This window comes from Methylicorpusculum sp. (assembly GCF_030651835.1).
Taxonomy (GTDB): Bacteria; Pseudomonadota; Gammaproteobacteria; order Methylococcales; family Methylomonadaceae; genus Methylicorpusculum.
In genome coordinates, this window is record NZ_JAUSBX010000087.1 from 55480 (window position 1) to 80706 (window position 25227).

General features: G+C 46.5%; 25 protein-coding genes. 6 read left to right on the top strand and 19 right to left on the bottom strand.

Annotated features, from left to right (window positions below; all coding sequences use genetic code 11):
- Nucleotides 1–22: 22 nt before the first annotated feature.
- The 16 genes from Q7V32_RS10930 to Q7V32_RS11005 are packed head-to-tail and all read right to left on the bottom strand — an operon-like array spanning nucleotide 23 to nucleotide 14770.
- Nucleotides 23–1081 carry an ATP-binding protein gene (locus Q7V32_RS10930; RefSeq protein ID WP_304897012.1) on the bottom strand — a complete coding sequence of 353 codons (1059 nt, stop codon included), beginning with the start codon at nucleotides 1079–1081 and terminating at the stop codon, nucleotides 23–25.
- On the bottom strand, nucleotides 1078–1683 hold the full coding sequence (locus tag Q7V32_RS10935) for a SpoIIE family protein phosphatase (RefSeq protein WP_304897013.1): 606 nt from the start codon (nucleotides 1681–1683) through the stop codon (nucleotides 1078–1080). The genes Q7V32_RS10930 and Q7V32_RS10935 overlap by 4 nt, the downstream gene beginning before the upstream one ends.
- Nucleotides 1674–2063, bottom strand: a complete 390-nt coding sequence (locus Q7V32_RS10940) for an anti-sigma regulatory factor (protein WP_304897014.1) — start codon at nucleotides 2061–2063, stop codon at nucleotides 1674–1676. The genes Q7V32_RS10935 and Q7V32_RS10940 overlap by 10 nt, the downstream gene beginning before the upstream one ends.
- The gene (locus Q7V32_RS10945) at nucleotides 2060–2473 is read right to left on the bottom strand and encodes an anti-sigma regulatory factor (RefSeq protein WP_304897015.1); all 414 of its coding nucleotides are present in this window, start codon (nucleotides 2471–2473) and stop codon (nucleotides 2060–2062) included. Before Q7V32_RS10945 ends, Q7V32_RS10940 begins: the two co-directional genes overlap by 4 nt.
- Nucleotides 2451–2861, bottom strand: coding sequence for an STAS domain-containing protein (locus tag Q7V32_RS10950; RefSeq protein WP_304897016.1), 411 nt, complete (start codon nucleotides 2859–2861; stop codon nucleotides 2451–2453). Before Q7V32_RS10950 ends, Q7V32_RS10945 begins: the two co-directional genes overlap by 23 nt.
- A complete protein-coding gene (locus tag Q7V32_RS10955; RefSeq protein WP_304897017.1) occupies nucleotides 2858–3736 on the bottom strand; it encodes an STAS domain-containing protein in 879 nt (292 codons plus the stop codon). The genes Q7V32_RS10950 and Q7V32_RS10955 overlap by 4 nt, the downstream gene beginning before the upstream one ends.
- A 20-nt stretch (nucleotides 3737–3756) precedes the next feature.
- Nucleotides 3757–4995 (bottom strand): methyl-accepting chemotaxis protein, encoded by a 1239-nt coding sequence (locus Q7V32_RS10960; protein WP_304897018.1) that lies wholly within the window; start codon nucleotides 4993–4995, stop codon nucleotides 3757–3759.
- A gap of 4 nt (nucleotides 4996–4999) precedes the next feature.
- On the bottom strand, nucleotides 5000–5374 hold the full coding sequence (locus Q7V32_RS10965) for a response regulator (RefSeq protein ID WP_304897019.1): 375 nt from the start codon (nucleotides 5372–5374) through the stop codon (nucleotides 5000–5002).
- A 10-nt stretch (nucleotides 5375–5384) separates the two neighbouring features.
- Nucleotides 5385–5624, bottom strand: coding sequence for a hypothetical protein (locus tag Q7V32_RS10970; RefSeq protein WP_304897020.1), 240 nt, complete (start codon nucleotides 5622–5624; stop codon nucleotides 5385–5387).
- The gene (locus Q7V32_RS10975; protein WP_304897021.1) at nucleotides 5624–8308 is read right to left on the bottom strand and encodes a chemotaxis protein CheA; all 2685 of its coding nucleotides are present in this window, start codon (nucleotides 8306–8308) and stop codon (nucleotides 5624–5626) included. The genes Q7V32_RS10970 and Q7V32_RS10975 overlap by 1 nt, the downstream gene beginning before the upstream one ends.
- A complete protein-coding gene (locus Q7V32_RS10980) occupies nucleotides 8305–8676 on the bottom strand; it encodes a response regulator (RefSeq protein WP_304897022.1) in 372 nt (123 codons plus the stop codon). The genes Q7V32_RS10975 and Q7V32_RS10980 overlap by 4 nt, the downstream gene beginning before the upstream one ends.
- Nucleotides 8673–9515 (bottom strand): protein-glutamate O-methyltransferase CheR, encoded by an 843-nt coding sequence (locus Q7V32_RS10985; RefSeq protein ID WP_304897023.1) that lies wholly within the window; start codon nucleotides 9513–9515, stop codon nucleotides 8673–8675. Before Q7V32_RS10985 ends, Q7V32_RS10980 begins: the two co-directional genes overlap by 4 nt.
- A 5-nt stretch (nucleotides 9516–9520) precedes the next feature.
- Complete coding sequence (locus Q7V32_RS10990) at nucleotides 9521–10144, bottom strand: HEAT repeat domain-containing protein (RefSeq protein ID WP_304897024.1); 624 nt, start codon at nucleotides 10142–10144, stop codon at nucleotides 9521–9523.
- Nucleotides 10145–10164: 20 nt separating this feature from the next.
- A complete protein-coding gene (gene cheB / locus Q7V32_RS10995; RefSeq protein WP_304897025.1) occupies nucleotides 10165–11220 on the bottom strand; it encodes a chemotaxis-specific protein-glutamate methyltransferase CheB in 1056 nt (351 codons plus the stop codon).
- A 13-nt stretch (nucleotides 11221–11233) separates the two neighbouring features.
- Nucleotides 11234–12820 carry a chemotaxis protein CheW gene (locus Q7V32_RS11000; RefSeq protein WP_304897026.1) on the bottom strand — a complete coding sequence of 529 codons (1587 nt, stop codon included), beginning with the start codon at nucleotides 12818–12820 and terminating at the stop codon, nucleotides 11234–11236.
- Between the two features lie 27 nt (nucleotides 12821–12847).
- On the bottom strand, nucleotides 12848–14770 hold the full coding sequence (locus Q7V32_RS11005) for a methyl-accepting chemotaxis protein (protein WP_304897027.1): 1923 nt from the start codon (nucleotides 14768–14770) through the stop codon (nucleotides 12848–12850).
- Nucleotides 14771–15887: 1117 nt separating this feature from the next.
- Here Q7V32_RS11005 and Q7V32_RS11010 point away from each other — a divergent pair.
- The gene (locus Q7V32_RS11010) at nucleotides 15888–16949 is read left to right on the top strand and encodes a cytochrome-c peroxidase (RefSeq protein ID WP_304897028.1); all 1062 of its coding nucleotides are present in this window, start codon (nucleotides 15888–15890) and stop codon (nucleotides 16947–16949) included.
- Between the two features lie 161 nt (nucleotides 16950–17110).
- On the opposite strand, the gene Q7V32_RS11015 is transcribed toward Q7V32_RS11010, so the two are convergent.
- Complete coding sequence (locus Q7V32_RS11015; RefSeq protein ID WP_304897029.1) at nucleotides 17111–17233, bottom strand: hypothetical protein; 123 nt, start codon at nucleotides 17231–17233, stop codon at nucleotides 17111–17113.
- 414 nt (nucleotides 17234–17647) lie between these two features.
- On the opposite strand from Q7V32_RS11015, the gene Q7V32_RS11020 reads away from it, so the two are divergent.
- The 5 genes from Q7V32_RS11020 to Q7V32_RS11040 all read left to right on the top strand — a co-directional run bounded on the left by Q7V32_RS11020 (nucleotide 17648) and on the right by Q7V32_RS11040 (nucleotide 23030).
- Nucleotides 17648–18094, top strand: a complete 447-nt coding sequence (locus Q7V32_RS11020; RefSeq protein ID WP_304897030.1) for a pilin — start codon at nucleotides 17648–17650, stop codon at nucleotides 18092–18094.
- A 72-nt stretch (nucleotides 18095–18166) separates the two neighbouring features.
- Complete coding sequence (locus Q7V32_RS11025; RefSeq protein WP_304897031.1) at nucleotides 18167–20104, top strand: hypothetical protein; 1938 nt, start codon at nucleotides 18167–18169, stop codon at nucleotides 20102–20104.
- Between the two features lie 184 nt (nucleotides 20105–20288).
- A complete protein-coding gene (locus Q7V32_RS11030) occupies nucleotides 20289–21182 on the top strand; it encodes a glycosyltransferase family 2 protein (protein ID WP_304897032.1) in 894 nt (297 codons plus the stop codon).
- The gene (locus Q7V32_RS11035) at nucleotides 21154–22326 is read left to right on the top strand and encodes a glycosyltransferase family 4 protein (protein ID WP_304897033.1); all 1173 of its coding nucleotides are present in this window, start codon (nucleotides 21154–21156) and stop codon (nucleotides 22324–22326) included. Before Q7V32_RS11030 ends, Q7V32_RS11035 begins: the two co-directional genes overlap by 29 nt.
- Nucleotides 22323–23030, top strand: a complete 708-nt coding sequence (locus Q7V32_RS11040; RefSeq protein ID WP_304897034.1) for a class I SAM-dependent methyltransferase — start codon at nucleotides 22323–22325, stop codon at nucleotides 23028–23030. Before Q7V32_RS11035 ends, Q7V32_RS11040 begins: the two co-directional genes overlap by 4 nt.
- A 246-nt stretch (nucleotides 23031–23276) precedes the next feature.
- Here the strand turns inward: Q7V32_RS11040 and Q7V32_RS11045 are convergent, their stop codons facing one another.
- Together Q7V32_RS11045 and Q7V32_RS11050 are read right to left on the bottom strand one after the other, a co-directional pair.
- Nucleotides 23277–23759: a single-stranded DNA-binding protein gene (locus Q7V32_RS11045; protein ID WP_304897035.1), complete on the bottom strand. Its 483-nt coding sequence runs from the start codon at nucleotides 23757–23759 to the stop codon at nucleotides 23277–23279.
- A gap of 44 nt (nucleotides 23760–23803) precedes the next feature.
- Complete coding sequence (locus tag Q7V32_RS11050) at nucleotides 23804–25165, bottom strand: MFS transporter (RefSeq protein ID WP_304897109.1); 1362 nt, start codon at nucleotides 25163–25165, stop codon at nucleotides 23804–23806.
- Between the last annotated feature and the right edge of the window lie 62 nt (nucleotides 25166–25227).

The following is a 25227-nucleotide window of genomic DNA, read 5'->3' on the forward strand; positions in this document are numbered from 1 at the left end:
TCATCTGTTGACTGGGGCACATCTATTGTGCATCTCTGTTTAGGGTCAGGGTAAACTTGTCCGCCAAAGGTAAAAAGATCTTGAATTCGGTTCCTGGATTGTCAGTCTCATAGCGGCTTTGGACAGTAATATTGCCACCCAGTTGCGTGACTATTCCATGCACAACGGAAAGGCCCAGTCCGCTACCCTTATTCGGTGCTTTGGTAGTAAAAAAAGGCAGAAACATGCGGTCTTGAACATCAGGAGGAATGCCGTGGCCACTGTCTTTTACCGTCAGGCAAACAGCATTCGTGCACGTTTCATGCTCACGACTGGCGAGATTGCAGAATTCGAGTGATACGAACAAATGACCTTTATGATTCATCGCGTCAGCGGCGTTAATGCACAAGTTCATTACAACTTGTTGTAATTGCCCCGGATTAGCCAAAATCAACGCATTATCCAGGTCAGATTTAAAATGGATTTCCATGTCCGGTTTACAGGAAACGCTTAACAACGATAGCGTTTCTTTGACTTGCGAAACCACATCAACCTCAATTAAGTTGGTCGGACTTTGTCGGGCGAATGTCAACAATCGGTTGACTATATCCCGGGCCCTAAAGCCGGCAATCAATACCTGATCAATATGCCCTTGTCCGGTTGACCCCACCTCAAGTTCATCACCAGCCAATTCGGCGAAACCAACAATGCTACCCAATATGTTATTGAAATCGTGAGCAATCCCCGCAGCTAAAGTGCCCACTGCCTCCAAACGTGACTGCTCAAGCCGGGAGATGATCATAGCCTGATAACGGCGCTCCATTTGTTCACGAAATGCCATTCCATAAGCCATGGACATTTCCATAAATGGTTTTGTGATTCGTTCAGCCACTTTAGCAAACGGCAAATCTGGATACATAGCAGCCAGTCGGACGATCGCATCGTGATGGATTTGAATGACCTCATCAGGTGGTGTCATCTCCTCCATCAGGCTACGCCCCAAGTCAAAAGCCTCAGATAAATTAAGTTCAACCAACTCAGAATCGTCAGCAAATACCACTTGTTCAAGTATCCGGAAATAGCTATCGGCAATATGTTTCATACCGGATTCAACGCAGCGAAGGATTCATAACGGTAAATCAAAACTGCGGCATCATCTTCAGGTTTTGCCCAACGGTCCAATATGGCTTGTGCTTCGTCAAGAGAAGACCGGTCTGAGTTATCAAGAAGTTCATGTATGCCAATATCTTCATTCAATCCATCAGAAAACATCGCCAGGACTTCGCCGGGATTGATTGAGATTGATTCGAAAATAAGTTTTGAATAACCTGAGCCGACAATGCCCCGGGTTGCGCCGAATCGCAAAGTACGTGATTTTCCAATAAGGACCACACGAATATTACCAACCGACCCGATGGTCATACGGTTTGCTTCGGGCTCAATCATAGCTAAAGCCAATGCGGCTCCACGGGTGTCATGAAGCCGCTTATTACACTGTTCGAAAATCTCTTCGCAACTGTATCCAAGGTGATCATTTATGCCATTTATTGCCGCTGTAGCCGCTTTCGCGGCCTCTGGCCCATGGCCAAGTCCGTCAGCGACAGCCATTAAAATACGGCTACCGGTCGTCCACCATCCACATTGGTCTCCACAGTCACTTTCACCCTGGAATGGACGTGTCGCATAACCGATTTTCACAGCCATTTATAGGCCTTCACAACAGTTCCTATGCCGACCTGACTTTCAATTATAAATTCGTCCATAAGCCGCTTGACTCCGGGTAATCCGCAACCCAATCCGCCAACTGTGCTATAGCCGTCCTCTAATGCCTGTTCGACATCAGCAATACCCGGTCCGTTATCGGATGAGATAAGCGCTATGCCGGGGCGATCAGTCATCTCATCCATTTCAAGTACACCTCCTCCGGAATGAATAAACAAATTAGAGGCTAATTCAGAGGCGGCGGTTGCTAAATAATATCTTTGAACCCTTGCAAATCCGAGCGCTTTTGATTTAAGTCTGGCTTGGCGTGATGCCTCGGCAATATCTGATTCACAAAGCACTTGAACAGATACTTTGCTCATGGCCGCTGCCTGATCAGGTTGATGGTAATACGTGTTAGCCCCGGCTCAGATTCGACGGCGAATTTATCCATTAATCTGCGGGTTCCAGGCAAACCGGCACCCAATCCACCACTGGTGCTGTAACCGTCCTGCATGGCTTTGTCGAGATTGCCAATCCCTGGACCATGGTCCTCTACCAGCACTTGAATACTTATCTCCTTAATATCTGACGTATCGGTTATCTCGCAAAAGCCGTTTCCTGCATATTGCATAACATTACGCGTCAGTTCAGAGACAGCCGTCGCCAATCGCGCCTGATCGGCAAGTCCGAAGCCGATACTGCCGGCCAGTTGGCGAACAATTCCTCGAGCTGAAACAATATCGGCCATATTGGAAATAGCCAGCCTTTCAGACGGTCCGGTTTGTAGCATCGTCATCCCCCCAGTTTAAAGCGGTGTCACCACGGGTAGAAATTCGAGCATTCAATATTTTTAAGCCTTGATCAAGATTGAACGCGCAATCAGCACCGATCAGGTCCCGGCCCATTTCAACCAATGTCATGGCGACATAGGGTTGAATTCCACAGATAACAACTTCGGCACCCAGTAAACGAGCCATGCTGGCGGTATCGTTAATAACGCGTGCCATGAATGAATCAACCACATCCAGACTGGTGATATCGATTGCAACTCCAAGCGCTTCGGTCTCGGCAATTTTACAAACCAGATCATTTTGAAACTGCAACGCATCGGTATCCGTCAAGTCAATCTGGATCGATGAAAGTAAAATTCTACCTAATCGCAGAATAGGGATTTTCACGGGCGGTCTCCACCGATAGGCACAATCCGTCTACCCACAATTTGCAAAGCTTCAGCAAATCCGGCCCGCAGTGTTGCTCTACTGATCACATTGGCAAAACTGACGCCCAGCTTGGTTAGGGTTTGTGCGGCTTCCGGACTGATGCCTGTCATGATGATGCGGGAACCCAATAATTGAGCGGCATCGACTGCTTTCATAATGTGCCGGGCTACACTGGTGTCAAATACGGGTACTCCAGTCACATCGATAATGGTGACGCTGGCTTCGTGATTGGAAATGGCTTCCAGCATCCGCTCAGTAAATTGCCGGGCGCGAATGGTGTCGATAACACCGACTAAGGGCAGCATAATTACGTTGTTCCATAACAAAATAACCGGCGTGGACAGTTCCATCAAGGATAGGCTCTGCTGGGAAATAACTCTTTCCCGTGCTTCCACGTAGGCCTCGAATGTGAGCAGCGACAAGCGATCAAGCACATCATCTACCGCGCGCAAACAGACGGAAAGATCATTGGTCGATTCACTCAATGTTTTTACCAAATGCTGAGTGAGTACATTTTTTAAGGTAATAATATATTGGGCCGTGTCTACCGGTTTTATACCTTTCTTGGCTCTTTCTATACTCAGTTCTTTGGCAAACAGTCCCAGCACACTGTCAGCGGTTACATTAGGCGGGGCGTCTCCTTCGTGAGATGCAAAGGTATATGCAAGCTCTCTAATCAAGGTGTCGATCTGCCGTCGCAGTTCATTTTCAGTCACTAGATTAGGGTATTGCTGCGCCCATACTCGCATAATTTCTGTCAGCCATTCTTCACTGATAGAAGCGTGGTTTAGGTCAAGTAACGTTTTAATCGGGGCAAGTGAATGAGTAGTCATAGGCTTCAATAATAATTAATTCAAAACAATTCGAGCTTTGGTAAGCCCTCATCGTCGTTTGAGGTGTTGGTGGAAGCGGGCGCGTGGCGGCGCTCAGTAGAAAGATATTCATCCAGCACATCATTCATCTTCATTGGAAGCTCGAGCATGCCGGCATCGGGAGTATTGATATCCCGGATAAAAATTTGAAATAGTTCATTGCGTTTATCAATAGCTATATCCATGCGTTCAATGCGTTGCTTAACGACATCCTGAAACTGAATAAGACCCAGAATTTCAACAATCTCGGCAGCAAGATCAGTATTGTGAGACGTTACGACAGAGAAAAGTGTTTTGTAATATTGACGCAAATCTTCATAATTTCCCTGTAAATTCAGTATTGAGTCTATCACTTTGCTTGAATCATTCATTTGCTGAGCTGACTCTTCCAAAAAGTTAAATTTGAGCCCGTTTTGCATCGTGTGTTGGGCGCTAGACAGGCCTTTTTCTATCATGGTAGCGGCTTGAGCCGACCGGTCGGAGAGCTTACGAACTTCATCCGCAACAACAGCAAAACCACGGCCGAATTCACCGGCTCTGGCGGCCTCAATCGAGGCATTGAGGGCCAGTAAATCAGTTTGCTTGCTGATCTCTTTGATCACGTCAACCAATTTGACCAGATTGTCAATTTCCTTGCCCGCTTCACGCAATATCTCCATATCCTTGTTGATACGACCGGGCAACTCTTGCATAAATTGGCCAATCTGAGTGATGAATTTAACGCTTTCGCCGAATTCCTGCTCCATATCTCCGGCTTTCATATTTGAATTTTTGAGGTACGACACGAGGGTATTAGCCGCATCACTGAGCTTTCGCACTTTGATAATTAACATCATCGCAGCCTGCTCAGTCTCACCTACCACACCTTTAAGCTGAACACCGATAGCCTCATCAATACTTAAATGCTTTTGGATGATTTGGGAAGCCTGTTCAGCCGGGTGGATTGCCTTGTCGGCAATATTTTTAAGATAGGTTTCTTTTAAAAATTCGCGCCGGGATGCCAAACGAAACAGATTCAGATTAACGCCGATAAGGATAATCGATACTATTGCCAGGAGTACAATGCTCTGCATGCCACCCAAAATCCGGCTTAATTCACTATGAAAAAGCAGGGCGAATAAACCCATCAATACAAATAGCATCACTGCAGTAAATGAATGCCACCAGAGATCTTTCCCGGTAATGATAGGCCGATCAGCATTATCGATATCTGGATTCATTGTTCTAGGCTCCCGGTAATACCTGCTTGATGATTTTTATCAATTCGGCTCCGCCCACCGGTTTTACCAGCCAGCCTGTAGCGCCCAGTTTCTTGGCTTCATCACGTTTGGCTTGCTGGCTTTCGGTTGTCAGTATCAAGATAGGGATAAAGCGGAATCCCGGAAAAGACCGGATATTCTGAATCAACTCTATACCATTCATATTAGGCATATTGATGTCAGTAATCACCAGATCCGGTTTTAAACCACTTTTAAGCTTAGCCATTGCCTTAACGCCGTCTTCCGCTGACTGAACAATAAATCCGGCGATTTCCAGATTACTTTTGACACTCATAATCATGGTTGCGGAGTCGTCTACAATCAATATTGTTTTTGCCATGTCGTAATCCTCAGGTATTTTTTAGGGCTGATTCCAGCCATGCACGCAGATTGGTATTTTTAGGCCATGCCGAAATAGCCGGCTTTACAGCCATCATGACTTGTAAGTTGGCAGTATGCAGATGATTACAATTGGCAAGATTCAGCCGGTTCTTGGGGTATTTTATTAACCATTCAAGCAAGCCTTCTGCCTCTTCGATACTTACGTTATCCTGTAATACCGCTATTTTTTTTTGGTAAATTATGGGCACTATATAAGCTCCTTTGGATTCAAGACCATTAAGACCGAACCGTCGCCCAGCAATGCAGAGCCTGAATAGCCACCCAGTCCACCTAAAATGCCGGCCATGGGTTTAAGGATAATGTCTACGGTTTCTCGAAAGTCATCGACCATAATGCCGACATGTTCATCATTAATACGAACGACCAAAGTAGCCATCTCATTTTCTTCATTAGCGCGAGGCTGCGTATCCATTCCCAACAATTCGTTAAGCGCCAATAGCGGAACAATCCGACCTCTTAAAACTGTCGTCAGGTGTTTTTTAATGGTTCGTATTGTTTTGTTGGGTACACGGACGGTTTCAACCACCATATCCATTGGTACACCAAAAATCTGGTTATCAAATTCAACGATCATGACATTGGTAACCGCCATTGACAGCGGCAGAGAAAGTCGGATACGGGTACCTTTTCCTACTTCGCTTTCCAGGTTGATAGTGCCGTTGACCTTTTCGATTGCGCTGCGAACGACATCCATTCCCACACCTCTCCCTGATAGGTCTGAAATAACCTCAGCCGTAGAAAATCCAGCCGCAAAAACAAGATTAAGAGAATCCTGCTCGCTTAATCGCTCCATTGTGGCTTCATCAATAACGCCTTTTTCATAAGCTTTACGTTTAATTTCTTGAGCATTGATTCCCTTGCCATCATCAGAGATTTCAATATAGACCCGATCTGCCTCCTGAGACGCACGAATGGTAAGTCGCCCGACTTTAGGTTTTCCCGCAGCCTTTCTTACTTCCGGTGATTCAATGCCGTGATCTAAACTGTTGCGAACAATATGAATTAATGGATCGGCGAGTGCTTCGACGATATTCTTATCGGCTTCTGTATCTTCACCGTCCAGAATCAAAGTAACGTCTTTACCCAGCTTCCTTGAAATATCACGAACCAGACGCGGAAAACGCTGAAAAATAAAGGAGACCGGCATCATTCGAACTTGCATGATGGCGTCCTGCATTTCCTCTGCAATACGATTGATAACCGCATACTGGGTTTTGATTTCACGAGCAATTTCACGCACCCCGTATTGGTTTTCGGCGCGACTGGCAAGGTAAGGCAAACTGTTTTTTGCGACCACCATTTCTCCGATCAAACCCATCAAGCGGTCGATTTTAACCTGATCCACTTTAAGCGTTTTAGGGCCGGTATAAGCATCTTCAGCGCGGCGCCCGAACTTTACTTCAGTATCTGTCTCGCTGATCCCGTTACCGACTGGCTCCAAAGATGAGGAGGGCAGTTCTATTTCAGCGATCTCTTCATGAACATCAGGAACCACCTTTTCCAAAGGTGACTCAAGGCTATCGAGCCAAGCCAAAAGCGGAGCGGCTTTATCGTCCTGTAAAGCAAGTGTTAATGCCTCATCCAGTGACGGCAATACATCGGTTCGCCCCACTGATTTGTGTATTGCCGCAAGAGTCGCTGCTACCGAGCTTAATCGGCCCTGCAACCAAGCATCGCTATCGGGTTGAGAAAGGATTTCCCGTTGAGCGTGCATGATGTCATTAAATGCTAAAAGATCACTCTCTGTAAACGCATTGTTTACAGTCGTTTCCTTTTGTTCGGCAACCGGGTCCGGGTCGTCCGGATTGTAAATGGTCAGCCAATCCGGTGGCGTCAGCGTTCTAAGCGATTCGACTAGAATCCTATGCGCCTGGCCATTGTCAGGTTCTATTTCCAGCAGTAATAGCAACCACCGTAAAGCTGAGGACACCCATAAACTGGGTGAAGAGAGCTCAAGCATGGTCCGGGCAATGGCTTGCAAGGCAGGGATATCGCCATTCTGCAACAAACCCAAGGCATCGGTAACAAAATCACCGTATACAGGTCCTCCGTTAGGATCACCTTGGGGTAAAACCAGCATCATGGCTGGCACTTTGACGATACGGATTTGTTCCGGTGTATAGCGAAACAATTCAAGTAATTCTTCTGATGTTGTCGTGGTCAGAACATGGAAAGCTAAATTACAACGATAGGCGTCTAATTCAATTAAAGGTGACCAAGGTTCTCTTGATTGGACTGATTGCCAAAAAGCCTCAGGAATTTGCCTGATTTGAAAGAAAGGGTCTTCACCTTTATAAAAGCATTCTTCTTCCGGTGTATATTCTACTAACCACAGATGACCTCCTGTCACAGCATGACGGTAATGGTTCATCAGCAGTTCTTCGGGCAGTTCACCCAGACTATCAAACCCAGGAAATATCATGGGTTTAACGGCTACACTCGAATTGTCTTCAGAAATAGAGGCAGTCTCTGCTGATTCGCCCCCTTCGGAACCGATAAGCTGACGCAAGGAATCGGCGAATTGAACGGAGCTTTGTCCATGATTTATGCCGATGGAGCCATTGGCTTCAATTTCATCGATAAGCAATACAACAAAGTCCATGGCGTCCAGTAAGCGGTCCGCCATTAGCTGAGAAAAATTCAAGCGGCCATCGCGCACGGCATCGAGAAGATCTTCTCCCGCATGCAGTACTCGGATCATGTCATAGAATTCAAACAGACCGGAATTGCCTTTCAGGGTATGTACCAACCGAAACAGCTCATTCATTGTCAGCGTGCTGTCTGGATCTTTCTCCAATTGGAGGAGCTTCTCAGCGATACCCTGAAGTAATTCGCGCGCTTCCGAGAGAAATTGTTCCAATAGTGGGTTCATGTTCCGGCCTCTCCCAGTAATAACCTGACATAAGACAGTAGTACTTCGGGTTTTACCGGTTTGACAAGATAGAGATTAGCCCCTGCACCAAAAGCCCTCTGACGATCGCTGGCTTCTGCCTCGGTAGAAACCATTAATGCCGGCGTCTGAGTGATTTCCTGGCTGCGCATTTGCTTAAGAAAGCCATAACCATCCAGTTTAGGCATGTTGATATCGACAACATACAAATCGAAAGTGGTTTGTAAGGCCTTTTCCAAAGCTTCAATGCCATTGACAGCCTCCTCCACTCCATATCCCGCAGACTCGAGTATATTGCGGTGGTACATACGAACCGTTGCGGCATCGTCGACGATGAGGATATGTTTCATTTGTCCCCCAGGGGTTTTTGGTACACGATTGCTTCCGGAAACTTCCTGACCCGGAACAGCGAAGAAATTCGGCTCATCGATTCCGAGTGGCCGAGACAGACAAACCCGCCAGGATTTAAGGCGTCGAAAAATGTCTCTGCCGCTTGGCGGCGTGATAAGTCATCGAAATAGATCAGTAAGTTGCGGCAAAAAATGACGTCAAATTTGCGGTAAGCACGCACGTCTGCCGGTTCCATCAGATTCACACGAGTAAATTCAACCGCTTCGCGCAAGTCATCAATGAGCTGGTAACCACCTGCTTGGGGCTGAAAATATTTTTTAAGCAAGGCGGATGGTAAGTGTTGTACCGAGCGAGGGGTATATTGGCCGCGGCGGGCACGCGCAATAATATCGGTATCGATATCAGACGAAATGATTTCCACATCCCACTTTTCGATACCCGGCCAATACTCCAGTAAGTAAATGACGATAGAGTAAGCTTCTTCGCCGGAGGACGATGGAATTGACCAGATGCGAATCGGAGTATTATCCTTTTTACGACGGGTGATATCGTTTAGCATTGAGTCTACTAAACACTTGAATTGATACTCCTCACGAAAAAAATACGTTTCGTTAACGGTCATCAGATTGACAAGTGCTTGTAATTCCAGGCCGCTTGCTTCAAACCGCAGCATCATGAAGTAATTACGAAAATTCTCTGAGTGAGTCGCTTCGATACGCTCAACCAGCCGTTTATCAACAAAATAGCGCTTGGTTTCCTCGAACTGAATACCGGTCTTGCGATAAAAAAATTCACGGAACTTTCTGAAATCTTCCTCACTGATAGTGATCTGTGCCATTCGATTCAATCCTCGTTGATACGTTTCAGTGCTAAATCGGCGGCAAAACAGATATAGGGATCATCGGGGAACCGTGATTTAAGGCTTTTTAATGCCTCACGGGAAGACGAAGAACCTACTTCGCCCAAAAGATCCACCGCAGTCGCGCAAACATTAATGTGCGAATCGTTTTGTATAACGCCGATCAACCAAGACTCAACCAAAGGGTGTCGCAACGATTCCAGGATATTGACAGCGAAAATGCGCACATCCGGATCAGTATCGGCCAACAATTCACCCATTATCGGAGCCACTTCCTCGGGTAATTGCTTCATCGCTTCGATTACTTCATTTCGCAACGCAACATCTTCACTGCGAAGGCATTCCACCAGTCCGGCAACAGCGGCTTTATCACCCAGACAGGTGAGTGTTGTCAGGATCGCTTCTCGGACGCTGGAATCGTTTTCGCATTTGAGCCTCCCAACGAGTGCCAGCACGGAAGAGGGATGTTCTGACAAGTCTCGAGCCGCCCATCTTCTTGCTGCCGGATCTTCGGCTTCCAATTCTGCTATCAGTCCAGGCAAATCTCGTGATCGTTGACGTTCATCAACACTCGTTTGCTGGATTGGTTGTTGTTTGACAATAGCCATATTCGCTCCTTAGCTGACCGTTATCGGGTCCAGTTGATTAGTTGGTTGGCAATTTTGTCCGAATCCAACACCACCGATGCACCCCCGCGTTTTATCAATTCTGCCGGCATGCCGAAAACGACTGAAGATTGCTCAGACTCTGCGATCGTGCGTCCGCCTTTGAGCTTAATTTCATTAAAAGCATCGGCACCATCGTAGCCCATACCGGTCAGCATCACACCAATGACGCGCGTCAAGTCGCAATGTTCGATTACGGATCTCCCCATTAACTCAACCGATGGATGCCAAAGATAACCAGCAGCTTCGGGGCGGGATAAAACGGTTAACTTACCGGCACGTTTAGCAACAGTCATATCTGCCCCCCCCTTGCCGACGAAAATCATGCCGGGCTCAAGCGGCATGGGATGGGAGGCCTCAACGACCTGTAACGAACAGAGATCATTCATCCTTTTAGCAAAAGCGAGTGTGAAACTCGCCGGCATATGTTGGGCAACCAGGACTGGCCAAGGGAAATCTGCCGGTAATAACGGCAAGATATCTTCCAGAGTCCTTGGGCCACCGGTAGAAACCCCGATGATGACCAACCCTTCTCCGGTTATACCTCGTCTTACGGGTGTGGATGCGCGTTCGGACCGACTACGTTCTGCGCGGATACGGGAGGACAAACTATGCGCAGTTCTGAGTTTCGAGCGTGCGGCAGCTCTTACTTTTTCAACGATATCGCGTTTAATAACATCAATGGATAACGATATCGTGCCGCCGGGTTTGGGAATAAAATCGACGGCGCCCAGAGCAAGTGCCTCAAAAGTGGCCAAGGCACCTTTTTCTGTTAGCGAAGACACCATAATCACGGCGACAGGCCGTTCTGCCATTAATAAGGATAGCGCTGTCAAGCCGTCCATTTCGGGCATGTTGATATCGAGTGTAATGACATCAGGTTTAAAGCGAATATTTTCCTCTACCGCTTCCTTACCATTTCTCGCTACTCTTATCTCGAAATCACCCTCAATTTCAAATAACGAGACTAGCTGACGCCGCATCAGCGCAGAGTCGTCAACAACCAGTAGTTTGATCATAAGCTGTGACCTATTAAGTTGATGATTCCAATTCAGCCAAACTTTTAAGTTCTAAACTTTCAATAAGTTGCGACGGCTCTATCAATTGGATTATGCGTTTTTGCTTTTCCAGATTGGCTACCCGGCCAATAAGCTTAGCTTGCTCTCCTGAGAGGTGCGGCGCACTTTCAATGTCGACCTTTGGTATTTTAAGTACTTCGGTAACTGAATCGACGATAAAACCGGTACGAACACCACCCAATAAAAACACCATGATTCGTTGCCTGTCATTGCGCGGTGTAGTTGTCAGGCCCAAGCGCAAACGCTGATCTATGACGGGTAATACAGCTCCGCGCAAGTTAATTACGCCTTCAACAAAAGCCGGTGCTTTAGGCACATGTGTCAATTGATCGGGGACTCGCACAATTTCCTGGACGCTCTCAATGGGAACACCGAATTCCTCTTTATCCAGACGAAATACAACCACCTGCTCTTCATCTTCGGTAATTTCGTCATTTTCAGCGTGATCAGAAAATTGGCCGGATGTGTCTTTTCTTAAGTTGTCCACGGTATACAATGCCTCCTTAATAGCGGAATGACGGAACAGATTACCGACCGAAATAATGGAAACCAGCCGCTTGCCCTCGTCCAGTCGACAAATCTCGGTAATATCGGATAGATCACCTTCACGAGCCAATAATCCCGGCATATTATCAACATGGACTTTTGCAACGCGAAGAACCTCGTTCACACTGTCCATCACGACACCTACGGAGGCGCTGCCTAGAGCGACTACGACAATACGGCTATGTTCATTGGCGTCCTGTGGCGACAATCCGAACATACGGCGTAAGCTGACCAGAGGTAGGAGACGATTTCTGAGTGTCATAACGCCGAGGACATGCGCTTCTGAATGAGGAACCTGAATGACGTGTTCGGGCATTTGAACAATTTCCTGGACGTCTTCAATTGAGATAGCATACTCCTGTCCGGCAACGGCAAAACTCACCAATTGTAATTCGTCACTTGTAGCCTCTTCTTCGTTTGCGCCCTCCTTGTTCTTTGCCCTCAGTAAATTATCGCCCCCGGACGATCTGGAGAGTGCAGCAATATCGGCAAATTCCTTTTCGATCAACTTTGCAAAATCCATCACCATGATCATATGGTGCCCACCGACATTCTTAAGCAAGCCGGATAATAAATCGCTGTCTATGGTTCCGCGAATGGATTCAACATCCTCAATTTTTGCCGGTTCAACGCCTACAACACTGGATACTTTGTCGACAACAAAACCCAGTGGTTGTCCCTGGTCAATAACGACGGCCCGAGTGGAATCATCATATTCACGCTCCTCGAAACCAAATATCCGCCGCAGTGAAATAATAGGCAGAACCTTACCTCGCAAGTTTGCCAAACCTTCCAGCGTATGAGGTGCAAGCGGAACTCTAACGACATCAGGAACCCGGATAATTTCCTGTACGGGTGCCATGTCTACTGCAAATACTTCGTCACCGACTATAAAAGTAACGAACTGCCGGATATCCGATTCCTGAATATCGATGGCTGAGTGTTCGACAACCGGGGCATTATTGCTCCGATGTTCCACGGTTTCGGTAGTCATAATAAACTCCTAGGAATGGATGAGAACTCAAGCGCTTTGCAGTTCATCGGCAAGGGAAGCTATTTCCTCAATTGCGGCAGCCAATTCATCGGCGCCCTGGGATTGCTGGTTCGCTGCTGAGGCCGCCTCGGCGGCGGCTTTTTCTGCTTCTTGAGCTGCCGTTGCAATCTGATCTACACCGGTTTTAACTTGAGCGATAGCAGAAGCGATTTCGTTTGAGGCCGCCATAATTTCCGTATTACCCGTTTCTACAACAAGTATGTCAGTTTCGATCATGACCAGGTTATCCGTCGTCGCTTTGGCCTTATCCACTTCGCTCAGGGCAGTCGCCAGAATTTCCACCAAATCACGCCCGACGACGCTGATCTGATCCTGAACCGACTTAACCAAGTCCTTGATCCGATCAGCATTTTCAGCAGAATCATGCGCTAAATTACGAATATCGGTTGCCACTACAACAAAACCTTTACCAAATTCGCCGGCGCGGGCCGCCTCTATCGATCCGTTGACAGCAAGCATGTTAGTTTGAATGGAAACGGTGGAAATTGCGTCCACAATCTTGTCAATACGGCGAGCGACCAGTTCCAGATCTTTAATTTGTTTGATGCTGCCCCGAGAGGATTCGGCGGTATTGGATATACCGTTTATCATGGTATCGACGGCGTTTTTGTTGGTTGCGAGCAATTTTTTGATGGTGATAACTTTTTCGCCATTGTCGGTTGCTCGATTCAACGCGACTTCCAGTCCTTTTTCGATTTGAGCGATTGCAGCCGCTGACTCTTCGGTTCCGGCCGCTTGCACTTCGGCACCTTTCCGAATTTGATCAATAGCCGCCATGATTTGAGCACCGGAACGGTTAATTTCCTGTACGGCAGAAGACAGTTCTTCAGCGGCAGAGGCGACTTCTTCGGCGCTTTTGGCAACATCGGTGGAGTTTTTAAGATCTTCAGCCAGCTCTGACAAGTTTTGTGCGGCTTGTTCGCATTCGGCCAACGCCTGGGCCTGCTCTTCTACGGTTTTTGCAGTTTCTTCGGCTGCCGCAGATTGTTCTTCGGCGGCAGCTGCAATCGATTCCGATCCTTTTAGAGCCTGTTGAGCTGCAGACGCGGATTGCTGGGCGCCCGTGGCGATTTCTCTAATGCCCACCAATATTTGTGAAGAGTCCAGCCGGATTTGCTCTAATTGAGCCGTGATGGTCTTGCCATTTTCTATTTCGCCTTCAATGGTTTTGGCTGACAAATTAATGCTGTCTGCAATAACTTTGACTTCTTGCTGAATTTGACCCACCAGGGCTTGAATCTGTTGTGCGCTTTTTTCGGATGTTTCGGCAAGTGTTCGTACCTCATCGGCCACTACTGCAAAGCCTTTACCATGCTGGCCCGCTCTGGCGGCCTCGATTGCCGCATTAAGAGCCAGCAAGTTGGTCTGGTCGGCAATACGAGCAACAGCTTTAACGATGTCGCCAATGTTGGCTGACTGCTTTTCAAGCTCAATAACCATTTCCACCGAAACAGATTGACGTTGTGCGGCTATACCAACATTGTTAACAAGACTGTTCACCTCGGCACTGGTTTTAAGGACCAGCGTTTGTAAAACCTCAACTTTTACCTGACCGATGTCTGAATTCTGCATTTGACGATTGATTGCTGCGCCAACTTGGTTGAAGGCTGCCAAAGACTCTTGCGCAGCCCCGGACGCTTCTTCAGCTCCCGTGGCAATCTGGTCGGAAGCCCTTTTTAGTTCTTCAGCTGCGGACGCCGCTTCGTTGATGCCGGAGGCAAGTTGCGCTGTAGCGGCTGCAATTCGTTCAGCTGCCTGCTGTTGCTTGGCGAGAGTGCGCGCTTTTTTGCGCTGAGCTTCGGCATCGCGTGTGGAAATGGCTGATGACTTACTGCTCTCAGGGGCGGATGCGTATGTGTTACTGGCATTGGATTTTTTGACAATAGCCATTAGTAAACTCCTAAAATTTGATAAATGACGAACGGAAATTGAGCGAGCAACAACCTTGAAGTAGTTATTCGTTGGCAAACCGCCGGAAAAAATAGACGTCAATCGGATGATTTACTGCCAGCTGACGGTCATCGGAAAACTTCCAGGTCAAACTTCCGACTGGATTCGGAGTTCATATTCCATTTTGGATATGATGGGATAAAGTGCCGCTTTATAAAAAGCGGATGAAATGGACTAACAAGTATTCTTTGAGTAAGAAAATAGGGTGGGCTGTGAGACTCGGCTAATATGAAAAATCAAGTGCGCTCATCCGGTTCATTCGTTTTAGCATTTATAAACAATACCTATTACTCAGTTTTGAAAAAATCACTCAAAATGAAGTTTTGATTAAGGTGTTTACGGAAGTCTGGTTTTGAATGTTAAATCAGTTAATCGAATAAATACGTTTAATCTTGTAGGATAAAAGTAGTCTATTTTTTAGAAAATTTCAATACGGCAGCATTCTTTTCCACACCAAAACGGGTGAGGAGATGATGCCCGCAAGCAAGCAGAAGCCTGGATAGTCGGGTAACTAATTTGCGAAAGCGTGTTTTAGGCATACCAATCAAACGGCAAAAAACGGCGATGAAAACAGCCAAATGCCAAGGCCACCGAGCCCACTTGTCCTACTTGAAATAACTTAACCATAGCGTCTTCATTACCAACGTCCCAGCAGATGATTGGCCCCAGGAAGAATTAAGAACCCTGTACCGCTTGAGTTGACGGGTCGAGATGCCAAGCCTTCATTAACGTCACCGTAAAAGGCGAAGTGGCAGATGGGTAGGGTGGATAAGCGACAGCGCATCCACCTTTAAAGGCTTGGCGGATGAGGTAAAAAATACCCTTAAGTTATATCCATTTTAGGAGCAGGCCATGCCCGCGAACTGAGGTGGTTCAATTGCGGGCATAGCCCCCGCCTACTGAACGGCCTATCGTTCAAAGTGGCTGGCAACAGCGCTTTTTAGTATAAACTCGAGATTCAGCCACAGGAAAATTGACTATGCCTAAACGCGTCATACTTATCTTGATAACCTGCATCCTTTACGCGTGCTCAGATCAACCCGAGCCCCCATTTGTCATGAGAATTTCGCCATCAGGTAACCCTTTATTGGGATTGCCGCCTTTGGCGATACCGGAGAACAATCCACAAACACCTGAAAAAGCAGCTCTGGGAAAACAGCTGTTTCAGGACAAGCGCTTTAGTGCCAATGACAGCGTCAACTGCGCGCGCTGCCATGTTCCCGCCAACGCTTTTATTGACTCATTACCGGTCGCAGCAGGCATTAAAGATCAATTCGGCACCCGCAACAGCCCCAGCGTTATCAATGCTGCATTTTACGCGCATCAGTTTTGGGACGGCCGCAGAAACTCGTTAGAAGAACAGGCCAAAGACCCTTTTGTTAATGTCATAGAACACGGCCTCAACGATCACCGGAAAATCGTCGACATTGTCCGCACCGATCCGGACTACATCAAGCAATTCAGGCAGGTATTCGGCCTGGAGCCCGCACACATTAAGATTGACCATGTCGTCATGGCTATCGCCGGCTTTGAACGCACTCTCATCGCTGGAGACAGTGCATTCGACCAGTATCGCTACGGTGGCAACAGAAACGCGCTTAGTGAAGCGGCCATTCGTGGACTGGCGGTATTTCAAGGAAACGGGCGGTGCGTCAGTTGCCATAAAATAGGAGAAACCAGCGCCCTCTTGACTGATAACCGGTTCCATAATTTGGGTGTCGGTTTCGGCAAAATCGCAGGCAAACTGCCAGTTATCATTAACGAGTCAAAACAAGCTGAGACAAAAATGGATGAAGCGGTGTTAACCAACGCCGAACTCTCGGAGTTGGGCCGTTATGCCGTTACGGGTGATGCAACCGACCTGGGCCGCTTTAAAACACCGACTTTACGCAACATTGTCCTGACTGCGCCTTATATGCATGGCGGCAGTTTGGCAAACCTCGCAGAAGTCATCGAATTTCACAATCGGGGCGGAAATGCCAATCCGTTTCTGGATGCCGAAATCCGCCCCTTGGGTTTGAATCAACAGGAAAAATCGGATCTGCTCGCCTTTATGGAAGCATTGACCAGCAGCCAATTTGCCGATGCCAATTACTTTAAACAGACCTCGATGCAGTAGGTTGATCGAGCCCATCTGTAGGTGCGATCCCTAGACCGCGAGATTCGAAGACCGCTTAGCCAAGCAAAGTCTTGAAGTACCGGCTTCGGAGCCTTTCATTACATATTCAGACGGGCCGGCTTCTCAACAAATTTCCTGATTATAAAGATCAATCAGCTCAGTCAAAAATCGTCATCTCGGCAGGGATTGCCGAGATCCAGATGCCATGGATGGCGAGCGCCGAACACATCCTTGTGCTCTGGTTTCCGGCAATCCCTGCCGGAAAGACGTTGTTGATGAAGCATCTATTTAATCAGGACAAATTTTAGAATTAGTTAGCGTCGGTAGGTTGGGTTAGGCGATAGCCAACCCAAGATTTCAAGGTCATGGCGTTAATTGTTGGGTTGCGAAAAGCATGCAAACCCAACCTACTTTGAATAAGGACAAAAAGTCTGAGTGACAAAATTTGTCACTTTAGGACACGATAACGCAACCCTCACCGTACTAGTTTCCATTAATCGAATAAATCGCCTGTCGATTTATTTTTTCTTTAGCCCGGCATAGACCTCAACACTTGCACGCCACATCAATAAATTCGCAGAATTGCCGACAGGCAAGCCCTGATTAGCGCAAAAGTTTTTATTAACTATTTACTTTGGCATACCTAATGCTTTAGTCATCTCGAAACGAATTGACTCCCCCAACGAAGGAATTTAACTATGAAAATTCAAATGCAAAAAGTACAACAAGGTTTTACGTTAATCGAGTTAATGATCGTGGTCGCGATCATCGGTATCTTGGCGGCTGTAGCGATTCCGGCTTATCAAGATTATGTGGCAAGATCTCAAGTCACTGAAGCATTGAGCTTGGCATCGGGACCCAAGACGGCAATATCTGAATATTGGAGTGCCAAAGGAGAAATGCCAGATTCAAATAGTACCGCAGGCATTGCAGACACAATACAAGGCACCTATGTGAATTCTGTAGTAATTGGAGCAACTGGAACAATTACTGCGACTATGAAAGGAACCGGTGTGGCCTCCGGTATAGCGAATGCGACCTTAGTCTTAAGCCCCGCAACAACAGCCGGATCAATTCAATGGGTTTGTAGATCTGGCACAACAGATGGTCTAGCGCCTAAATATCTACCCTCATCATGCAGATAATCAGATAATTACCCTTATCTATAAACCGGCTTGTGTTGATAAATGCAAGTCGGTTTTTTTATATAAAGATGAATGAAAAATCTAAACAAGTACAAAAATTGGTTGATCTTTATTTTAATTTACCTACTGATTTACTTACCCGGTCTAAATGGTCCATTTTTATTTGATGATTTTGCTAATCTCAACAAACTAGGTGATTTCAACGGCATCAGAAACCTCGATACTTTTTTTAAATACCTAGCCAGCGGCATTGCTGGTCCTACCGGCCGCCCCATCAGCCTACTCAGTTTTTTAGTCAACGCCACCAACTGGCCGGCCGACCCTTTTCCATTCAAATTAACTAATGTCCTGTTACACGGCTTGAATGGTTTTTTTCTTTTTTTGCTTTGCCGTATTCTTTCTTTAAGCCTAAACGCTCAACCCAAAAAAGCAGCAACTATTGCATTAGTCGCAACCAGTTTTTGGTTGTTACATCCTTTCTTTGTGTCCACCGTGCTTTATGTTGTCCAACGCATGGCGATGTTAAGCACTTTCTTTTCGATTGCGGGTCTCTGGCTTTATTGCAAAGGTCGCTTGCTTATTCCCGTTGATATTAAGCGCGGCTACAGTTACATGAGTTTAGGTATAGGCTTGGGGACGCTGCTTGCTTTATTGAGTAAAGAAAACGGTATTCTTCTTCCTCTATTAGCCGCTTGTGTGGAATTGTGTATTTTCAGGCATCCCAGCAATCAGGCCACGCCTTTAAACCGCTATTGGGCCTTTGTCTTTCTCTTGTTGCCAAGCCTGTTAGTCTTGGGCTACCTGCTTTATGTGATTAACCCCTACACATTTTCGCATCCTTTCGGCAATCGCAATTTCACATTACCTGAACGTTTATTAACCGAATCCCGAATAGTCACCGGTTATCTTTATAATTTGCTCATTCCCAAAATGTCTTATCCCGGCATCCTGAATGAAAACATTCAATTATCTAAAAATTTATGGGAACCGATACAGACCCTTTATAGCGTTGTATTTATTCTGCTGTTACCTGTTGTTGCTTTATTTTTACGCAGGCAATTGCCTTATGTGTCATTGGCCATTTTATTTTTCTTGGCGGGGCATTTGCTGGAATCGACCACGATAGGACTTGAACTTTATTTCGAACATCGAAACTATTTGCCTGCAATTTTTCTCTTCATGCCAGTGGGACAACTTTTTGTCAGTGCCGACTCTAAACTGATCAAAGCATTTGTCATCCTGATGCTATTTGTTAGCGCCCTGTTTACCCAGCAACTGAGCAAACTTTGGGGCAATGAACTGGAATTGACGCTGTATTGGGCAAAGCAAAATCCGGATTCCGCGCGCGCGCAAAGAACCGCAGCAATGGCTCTAGAACAGGCAGGACAAGCTTCCGCAGCATTAAACATGCTTACCCATGCGAAACAAACTATCCCTGATAATCTTGACATTTATTGGCATTGGTTAATTTTAAAATGCCATCAAACCCCTATCAGCGCAGTTGAATTTAATGAAATCCTGCACGCATCTGAACACCTGATATTTGACAGCCGTCATTTCAATATTTTACAAGCCACAGTAGAAACCATGCTTACCGGCGAATGCCAGGGTCTTGATACTGAAAATGCGCTAAATTTTTTAGACGTTCTAATGAAAAACCCAGGTTTAAAAAGCAATCCTCGTTTGCAATTTCAGCTGCATCATTTAAAAGGAATTGTTTATAGCCGATCTCATAGGCCAAAGCAGGCATTTACCGAGTTTGAAACAGTTCTGTCCCTGATGGGTAATGTTGAACACGGTTTGGTACAAATTGGCATTCTTGCTTCGCAAGGTTATTTCAAAGAAGCCCTGCTTCACTTACAAAGTATCGAAAATATTCTCGCTCAAAAAACCGTAACAAACACTGCCCTAATGAACGCCAAACCAGATTATCAAGCTGAAATTAAGCAGATAAAACAAAACATGTTAGACGATCTTGCAAAAACAGCAAATACCGCCCCCAAGAATTAGCCAATATCAATCTTGTCCACTCTACAGCTATCGTCTGCATGTGCCGATTTTGCACCTAATCAAGTTGAACCAAAGTTCACCTGCATTTCCGGGTTCTGCTAAACTTCAGTCCCGAAGATTGGATTAGGCGATAGCCTTAATCCAATCTAATTAAACTTCAGACCCATCTTCATCTGACTGCCTTGTGAATTCAAAAATACAACTCAGCATTGTGCTCCCGGCTAAAAACGAAGCGGCTAATTTGCCGGAATTGTTAACTCAATTGAAGGCGATCGTACCGGATGCTGAATTTTTGGTGATTAATGACGGTTCTACCGATAACACGGCTCAAATTGCTCAACAGGCCGGCGCCAGGGTCATTAGCCACCCTTACAGCCAAGGCAATGGGGCATCGATCAAAACCGGCGCCAGAAATGCGCGGGGTGGAATACTGATTTTCATGGATGCCGACGGCCAGCATAATCCGCAAAACATTCCGGCACTATTGGCCAAACTGAATGAAGGTTATGACATGGTGGTGGGCGCCAGACACGTCAGTACTCAAGCCTCCTGGTTCAGAAAAATTGGCAATTCATTTTATAACCGGCTGGCTTCGTTAATGACAGGCCATAAGATTGAAGATCTTACCTGCGGTTTTCGGGCGGTCAAAGCGAATAAATTCAGAAAATTTCTTTACCTTTTGCCCAACGGTTTTTCTTATCCGACCACCAGCACCATGGCTTTTTTTCGCTCCGGGTTTCCGGTCGCCTATGTGCCTATCCATGCCGGAAAACGGGAAGGCAAAAGCCATATCCGCCTGCTGCGTGACGGGGTTCGATTTTTTATCATCATCCTGCGAATTGGGGCACTTTTTTCACCTATGCGCTTATTTTTACCGATCAGCGGTTCGGTATTTTTAATAGGCATCAGCTACTACGCCTATACCTATTTTACTAGCGGCCGGTTTACCAACATGAGCGCCTTGCTCATTCTGTCGTCCTTAATCATCTTTTTGATAGGCATTCTTTCCGAACAAATTTCATCCCTTCATTATCGCGATGCAGAACGTAATGAAAAAGATCCTGCTGGTAACCCGTAACTTTCCTCCACTCAGAGGTGGAATGGAGCGTCTTAATCATCATATTTATCTGGAATTAAACAAGACTTTCGATGTGGTGGTCGCGGGCCCTGCTGACATTCTTTTATATTTAAGCCCATCAACTCGCTATTGTGAATTTCCGCACAGGCCTTTACCCGTATTCTTCTGGTTTTCATTTTGGTCAACACTGCGTCTGGCAATCAAAGAAAAACCCGCACTTATCATTTCCGGAAGTGGCATCACTGCCTTATCGGCCCGTTTAATAGGCTACTTGTGCCAAGCCAAAGTAATTACTTTTATCCATGGCTTGGATGTTGTTATGCCCCACCCTGTTTATCAAAGGCTATTTCTCCCCGCCATACGCGCATGTGATGCTATTTGGGTCAATAGTCAAAACACGGCCAATTTGGCGATTAATAAGGGGGTTTGTTCCAATAAAATAAAAACCGTTTACCCAGGCGTTGTTATCCCGGAAAACAACACTTTATCCCAATATTCAACTGATTTTAGAAGCGAATTGGGGTTGACCCAAGATCTAAAGATTCTGTTAAGCGTTGGCCGTTTGACTGAACGTAAAGGTCTGGTTGAATTTATACTTTACTCCTTACCTGATATCGTCAAAGCCTGCCCGGACTGCATTCTTATTATTATTGGCGATGAACCCAACAATGCCTTGCATCATAAAACCGGCGCAAAGGAAAAAATCACTCAAGCTGCAAAAGACAAGGGGCTTGAAAAGCATGTCATTTTTTTGGGTCATGTTAGCGAATTTCAACTTGAAGCGGCTTATCAGAGCAGCCAACTGCACATTTTTCCTGTGCTTGATCTGCCGGGCGACATAGAAGGATTCGGCATGGTGGCTATTGAAGCCGCCGTTTACGGTCTGCCTACGGTAGCCTTTGCGGTTGGCGGCGTTCCTGAAGCGGTAAGCCACCATAAATCGGGCTGGTTAATTGAACCCGGAAACTATCCGGCAATGACTGAAACGGTGATAAACAGCCTTGCCAACCTCAACTCATCACACCAAACAGTGACCCCTGACAGTTGCCGCCAACATGGAGCAGAATTTTCATGGGACATTTTCGGCGACAGAATAAAGCAGCTTTGCTGGGAATTAATTACTCAAAATGAGCAAAACCAATGAACAAGAATGACTATCAAGCCGTCGAAAAATTTTATGATACTGTTTACTACTCTGCAGCAAGTCAGGCAAAGAAGCCCAGTTTTCATTTACGTACATTAGCGAAAAAAATCAATATTAAACCAGGTGAACAACTGCTGGACATTGCCTGTGGAACTGGGGCCTGGCTTGAGGCTGCCAGTAAATCGGGCGCTCAAGTAAACGGGATTGACATTTCCACACGAGCCATTGAGGTATGTCATGAAAGATTACCCGATAGTCATGTTGAAGTTGGTATTGCTGAAAGCCTACCTTTCCCTGACGCCTTTTTTGACGTAATCACCTGCCTCGGTTCACTGGAACATTTTTTAGATCAACCGAAGGCTGTTGAAGAAATGGTCCGAGTCGCGAAACCTGATGCACGCTTTTTAATTCTGGTTCCCAATGCGGGGTTTCTTACTTATCGTTTGAGTTTATTTAAAGGCACACAACAACAAGCGATCAAAGAAACCATTAGATGTCTCGATGACTGGGAGGCCCTATTTTCTCGTTCCGGGCTAACTGTGGAAAGTCGATGGGCTGATTACCATATTCTGTCAAAAGAATGGATTTTACGCCGACCTTATAGAATGCTTCTACCACGGCTCATACAGGCAATTATCTTATTGGTTTGGCCCTTAAATTGGCAATATCAGGTTTATCATTTATGTTACAAATCCCCTCAATGATAAATCCAGCATTGACGAATAGGGAACCTAATGCCCCATCCGTTTGGCTTAGCCCAGCCTACGGAGAACCAGCATTCCGGCAGGGAATGCCATAATCCGGAAGTAGGATGTGCTGAACAACGTGAAGCGCATCGGTCGCGATTGATGCGCCTCCTGGCGTCGGCACATCCTACGGGCTCTGAGAGTCCCTTCGGCATAAGCCCATTTGTTGGTATTTTTTATTTGATTGTCTCTATCAGGTGTTCATCAAAACGGAATATCGTCATCAAAATCGTCAAACTGGGCGGGCGCTGAAGCGGGTGGATTAGAGGGGCTATTGCCTGAACCTGAGGGCCTTGATGGTTGTTCTGATGGAGCATACCCGCCTCCCCCACTTTCCGCATAATTGGCCGTGCCTCCGCTACGGCTATCCAGCATGTGCATTTCTTCTGCAACAATTTCTGTGGTGTAGCGGTCTTGTCCGTCCTGGCCCTGCCATTTCTGGGTTCGAATGCGCCCTTCCACGTAGACTTGACTGCCTTTTTTTAAATACTCACCAGCAATTTCCGCTAACCGCGCAAAAAAAACGACCCTGTGCCATTCTGTCTCTTCTTTACGTTCGTTGGTTTGTTTATCCCGCCAGCGTCTTGATGTAGCAAGGCGAATGGTGGTGACTGCGCCGCCGCTAGGCATATAACGAACTTCGGGATCCACGCCCAATCGTCCGATTAAAGTAACTTTATTTAGCATAGGTTCTCCAGAAAAATAGTGGTCTGATCAAAAGACTTGTCGTGTTAAGCAGGCATGGCCTGGGTAATCAACTGTTGTAATTGCTGTTTGTCCAATAACTGGCTGTCGACCTTGAGATAGGCAACGCCTTCGTCATAATGCAGCGTGACATCTTCTATTCCTTTTAGCGTCAGCATTTGATTAACCAGCTGATCAGCTTCATCGGATGAAATCATGTCCACGGCAATCAGCAGATTGGCCAAATGACGAGGCGGTTTCATCCCTAATGAAACCAGAAACCAGCTTAGGCCTGCCGCCGCACAAAAAATAAACACTGCGTTGGCACCGTATTCGCCGTAACACCATCCGCCCAACACGCCGCCAATAGCCAAGCCCAAAAACTGCGAGCTTGAATAAGCCCCCATCGCGGTTCCTTTTAAATCACCGGGAGCGGTTTTGGAAATAAGCGAGGGCAACGTCGCTTCCAGCAAGTTGAACCCGCAAAAAAATAGGCCCAGAAAAGCGATGATGCCTATCTGATTGTCATGAAATTGAGCCAAGCCTATTTGTGCTACTGAAACCACCGCAATGGCGCCTAGAAAAACGCTTTTCATTTTCCGTTTTTTTTCGGCGACTATAACAAAAGGCACTGCCAACGCCATCGATATGACAAAGATCGGTAAATAAATCTGCCAGTGCTGTCCGCCCGCCATACCGGTATCGCGAAGCAACAAGGGAATCACAACAAAGCTGGCGGTAAGCATCATGTGCAATACAAAAATACCGTAATCCAGTCTCAGGAGATCCGGGCTTCGAAGTACATGCATCATTTCTGACGGAACGAATTCGGCGTCCCGGTGCAGCTTGGATTGCTTAGGATCAGGCACGACGTAAATGATGGTCAAGACGGCTATCAACGTAAGTACGGCAGTCAGCCAGAATAATCCGGGAACACCAAACCAATGAGAGAAAACAGGGCCAGCAATCAGGCCTATCCCAAAAGAACCCCCAATACTCAAGCCTATGATTGCCATCGCCTTGGTTCTATGGACTTCTTGAGTCAAATCGGCGACCAAAGCCATAACGGCTGCCGAAATGGCGCCGGCACCTTGTAAGGTTCTTCCTATCAACACACCGTAAATGGTTGTGGAAACGGCAGCCACTACACTACCCAGTGCAAATATCAGCAACCCGAAAACGATAATTTTTTTCCGCCCGTACCGGTCCGACAAAAGCCCGAAGGGTATTTGTAAGAGCACTTGAGAAAATCCGTAGATACTCATTGCCAAGCCCATTAATGAGGGGGTGGCACCATCCAATTGTTCAGCATACAAAGACAAAACCGGCAAAATCATAAACAGACCCAGCATTCGCAGCGCATAAATCGCCGCCAAAGACCAGGTTGCTTTTTTTTCCAGCAACGTCATTGGACTCGTAATATCCTGTACCTGTGTCAAAACACTTTTCTCCTTCTTTAAATCAAATCTGA

What these genes read in the sequence shown, in the direction of transcription:
- Q7V32_RS10930 (WP_304897012.1), bottom strand. Translation starts at nt 1,081, where the DNA reads ATGAAACATATTGCCGATAGCTATTTCCGGATACTTGAACAAGTGGTA.
- Q7V32_RS10935 (WP_304897013.1), bottom strand. Translation starts at nt 1,683, where the DNA reads ATGGCTGTGAAAATCGGTTATGCGACACGTCCATTCCAGGGTGAAAGT.
- Q7V32_RS10940 (WP_304897014.1), bottom strand. Translation starts at nt 2,063, where the DNA reads ATGAGCAAAGTATCTGTTCAAGTGCTTTGTGAATCAGATATTGCCGAG.
- Q7V32_RS10945 (WP_304897015.1), bottom strand. Translation starts at nt 2,473, where the DNA reads ATGCTACAAACCGGACCGTCTGAAAGGCTGGCTATTTCCAATATGGCC.
- Q7V32_RS10955 (WP_304897017.1), bottom strand. Translation starts at nt 3,736, where the DNA reads ATGACTACTCATTCACTTGCCCCGATTAAAACGTTACTTGACCTAAAC.
- Q7V32_RS10960 (WP_304897018.1), bottom strand. Translation starts at nt 4,995, where the DNA reads ATGAATCCAGATATCGATAATGCTGATCGGCCTATCATTACCGGGAAA.
- Q7V32_RS10965 (WP_304897019.1), bottom strand. Translation starts at nt 5,374, where the DNA reads ATGGCAAAAACAATATTGATTGTAGACGACTCCGCAACCATGATTATG.
- Q7V32_RS10975 (WP_304897021.1), bottom strand. Translation starts at nt 8,308, where the DNA reads ATGAACCCACTATTGGAACAATTTCTCTCGGAAGCGCGCGAATTACTT.
- Q7V32_RS10980 (WP_304897022.1), bottom strand. Translation starts at nt 8,676, where the DNA reads ATGAAACATATCCTCATCGTCGACGATGCCGCAACGGTTCGTATGTAC.
- Q7V32_RS10985 (WP_304897023.1), bottom strand. Translation starts at nt 9,515, where the DNA reads ATGGCACAGATCACTATCAGTGAGGAAGATTTCAGAAAGTTCCGTGAA.
- Q7V32_RS10990 (WP_304897024.1), bottom strand. Translation starts at nt 10,144, where the DNA reads ATGGCTATTGTCAAACAACAACCAATCCAGCAAACGAGTGTTGATGAA.
- cheB (WP_304897025.1), bottom strand. Translation starts at nt 11,220, where the DNA reads ATGATCAAACTACTGGTTGTTGACGACTCTGCGCTGATGCGGCGTCAG.
- Q7V32_RS11000 (WP_304897026.1), bottom strand. Translation starts at nt 12,820, where the DNA reads ATGACTACCGAAACCGTGGAACATCGGAGCAATAATGCCCCGGTTGTC.
- Q7V32_RS11005 (WP_304897027.1), bottom strand. Translation starts at nt 14,770, where the DNA reads ATGGCTATTGTCAAAAAATCCAATGCCAGTAACACATACGCATCCGCC.
- Q7V32_RS11010 (WP_304897028.1), top strand. Translation starts at nt 15,888, where the DNA reads ATGAGAATTTCGCCATCAGGTAACCCTTTATTGGGATTGCCGCCTTTG.
- Q7V32_RS11015 (WP_304897029.1), bottom strand. Translation starts at nt 17,233, where the DNA reads ATGCTTCATCAACAACGTCTTTCCGGCAGGGATTGCCGGAAACCAGAG.
- Q7V32_RS11020 (WP_304897030.1), top strand. Translation starts at nt 17,648, where the DNA reads ATGAAAATTCAAATGCAAAAAGTACAACAAGGTTTTACGTTAATCGAG.
- Q7V32_RS11025 (WP_304897031.1), top strand. Translation starts at nt 18,167, where the DNA reads ATGAAAAATCTAAACAAGTACAAAAATTGGTTGATCTTTATTTTAATT.
- Q7V32_RS11035 (WP_304897033.1), top strand. Translation starts at nt 21,154, where the DNA reads ATGAAAAAGATCCTGCTGGTAACCCGTAACTTTCCTCCACTCAGAGGT.
- Q7V32_RS11040 (WP_304897034.1), top strand. Translation starts at nt 22,323, where the DNA reads ATGAACAAGAATGACTATCAAGCCGTCGAAAAATTTTATGATACTGTT.
- Q7V32_RS11045 (WP_304897035.1), bottom strand. Translation starts at nt 23,759, where the DNA reads ATGCTAAATAAAGTTACTTTAATCGGACGATTGGGCGTGGATCCCGAA.
- Q7V32_RS11050 (WP_304897109.1), bottom strand. Translation starts at nt 25,165, where the DNA reads ATGACGTTGCTGGAAAAAAAAGCAACCTGGTCTTTGGCGGCGATTTAT.